2 protein-coding genes are annotated in these 2,589 nt (G+C 73.9%); one reads left to right on the forward strand and one right to left on the reverse strand.

Annotated elements, in window-relative coordinates; translation table 11 throughout:
* Positions 1–847, reverse strand: an 847-nt coding sequence (locus HW445_RS26190) for an NADP-dependent oxidoreductase (protein WP_180223357.1), incomplete at its 3' end; no start/stop codon positions are given.
* 375 nt (positions 848–1,222) lie between these two features.
* On the opposite strand from HW445_RS26190, the gene HW445_RS26195 reads away from it, so the two are divergent.
* The coding region (locus HW445_RS26195; protein ID WP_180223358.1) for a sensor histidine kinase KdpD at positions 1,223–2,589 on the forward strand (1,367 nt) is incomplete at its 3' end.

The following is a 2,589-nucleotide window of genomic DNA, read 5'->3' on the forward strand; positions in this document are numbered from 1 at the left end:
CCCGCAGCCTTCCGGTCGCGGCCAGGTCCGCGACGGCGCGCATGCCGGCCTGGTCGTCCTCGACCAGCATCACCGCCGTCCGCACGCCGCGCCGCTCGGCCTCGGCGTACAGTTCCCGCGGGAGGGGCAGCAGCGAGACCAGCGTGCCGCCCGGGCGGAGCACCCGCAGCGAACGCAGGCCGTGCTCGCCGCCGATCGTCTCCAGCACCACGTCCATCCCGGAGACCGCCTCGGTGAAGTCGGTCTCCCGGTAGTCGATCTGCTCGTCCGCCCCCAGGCTCCGCAGGAAGCCGTGCTTCGCGGAACTGGCCGTGCCCACCACGTACGCGCCCCGGGACTTGGCGATCTGCACCGCCACGTGCCCCACGCCGCCGGCCGCCGCGTGCACCAGGAGCCGCTGCCCCGGCCCCAGGACCGCCGTGTCCACCAGTGCCTGCCAGGCCGTCAGGGACACCAGCGGCAGGGCGCCGGCCTGCACCACGTCCACACCCTCCGGCCGGGCGACGAACGCACGGGCCGGTCCCACGACGTACTCCGCGTGCGAGCCGTGACCGAAGGGGTAGGGCAACATCCCGAACACTTCATCACCCGTTCGGTGGATCGTCACTCCGTACCCGGCCTCCACCACCGTGCCGCACACGTCCCATCCGAGGACGAACGGCGGCTCGCCGAGGAACCCGCCGCCGGCCCGGTGCTTCCAGTCCGTGGGGTTGACGCCGGCCGTCCGGACCCGGATCAGCACCTCCCCGGGCCGGGGCGACGGACGCTCCGCCTCCGCCTCCCGCAGCACGTCAGGGCCACCGAGGCTGTCCTGCCGGATCACGCGCATGGTCTTCGAGCCGCTCATGCGGACCAGCCTGCCACCGGTACCCGTCGGGCGCACGGCGTGCCCGGGGGGCGGGCGCCGACGGAGGGTAGCGCCCGGGGTCTTTCCCCGTGGAATATTCCCGGCCGAATCCCGGGGAGGTGATCCGGCGGTCGGAATTCCGGCTAAGCTCCCCCGGAGCGCTGCGAGTTGGGGCCTTTACGCACCGCAATCGCCTCACCGTCCGCACATGCGTGCCCATTTGCCCGCGGTGCCGGAGAGGTGGCCGGTGGTCCGGTCCGCCGGCGTGCCCCCGAGGTGTCCACGGACGCCCCGCCGTGCCTTCGTCCACCTGTCCGCCTCCCGACTCCCCACCCGTCCGCCTGTCGCTCCGACGTGTCGCCCCGAAGGATGCAGATGGATTTCGCCACACCACCGGTGCGGACCCCAGCCGCCTGGTACGGCTGGTGGCTCATGCCGCTGGCCCTGGGCTCCGGAACGGTCGCCTCCGCCTTCCTGAGTCCGGAACCCGTCGTCACCACCACCGCGGGGGCCGCAGCCACCGCCGCCGGCGCCGTGTGCGTCCGGCTCCTCCTCAAGTCCCAGGACCGGCTGCGGCGGTCCCGGGAGGAACACCGGGCCGAGAGCCAGGAGACCGAGCGCCGCTGGCGGCAGCGGGCGGTGGGACTGGAGAACGACCTGGCCGTGGCCCGCGCCCAGGCGGAGAGCCGCCTCGCCACCGAGCGGGAGGCCCTCGACCAGCGCCTCGCCGAGCGGGACCAGGCGTGGATCGCCACCCGGGAGCGCGACCTGGCCGTCGTCGCCCGGTTCGCCGGCCAGTACCTCCCCGAGGCGCTCAAGCGCCTGCGCGACGGTGACGCGGTGGAGGACCTCCTCCCGCTGGTCGAGCAGGAGCGGGACGTCACCCCCGAGGTGAGGGCCGAACTGCGCAAGGTGCTGCGCACCGCCCTGATCGGCGTGGAGGAGGAACTCGACCGCTCCACCTCCGCCGAGCAGGCCGTCATCAGCCTCGGCAACCGCATCCACGTCCTGACCAGCAAGCTCCGCGTCCGCCTGCACGAGATGCAGGGTGAGCACGGCCGCCACCCCGTGGTCGCCCAGGGCCTGATGGAACTCGACCAGCAGATCGGTCCCGCCGACTGTCTCGCCGCCTCCATCGGCGTGCTGGGCGGTTCGGCCCGGCCCGGCCGGCAGTGGCAGGAACCCCAGCGGCTGCTGGGCGTGGTCCGCGGCGGCATCGGCCGGATCAAGGACTTCCACCGGGTGGAGATCCGTCAGCTGCCCGAACTGGGCGTCGACGGCGGCCTGGTGGACCACCTCACGCTGATCTTCGCGCACCTCCTGGACAACGCCGCCCGCTACTCCCCGCCCAGCGAGCCCGTGATCGTCTCCGGCAAGGAGGTCCCCAACGGCGTCGGCATCGAGATCCAGGACGCCGGCAAGGGCCTGAGCGAGGAGAAGAAGCGCGAGGCCGAGCGGTCCCTCGCGGGCGTCCCCGCGGGCTCCGGGCTCGGCGGCCTGTCCGAGGACGCGCACCTCGGCCTGCGGGTCGTGGGCACCCTCGCCCGCCGGTACGGCATCCGCGTCACCTTCGCCGACTCGCCCTGGCTGGGCACCTCCGTCGTCGTGGTGGTACCGCACAAGTACTTCAGCCCGCTGGCCGCCACGGCGCCCGAGCGGCCCGCCGGCGTCCCCGCGGTGCCGGCACAGGCCGAGGCCGAGCACGACATGGACGACGCCGGACACACCGGCGACTCCACCCC

The organism is Streptomyces sp. UH6 (genome assembly GCF_013421635.1).
GTDB classification, from domain to species: domain Bacteria; phylum Actinomycetota; class Actinomycetes; order Streptomycetales; family Streptomycetaceae; genus Streptomyces; species Streptomyces abyssomicinicus.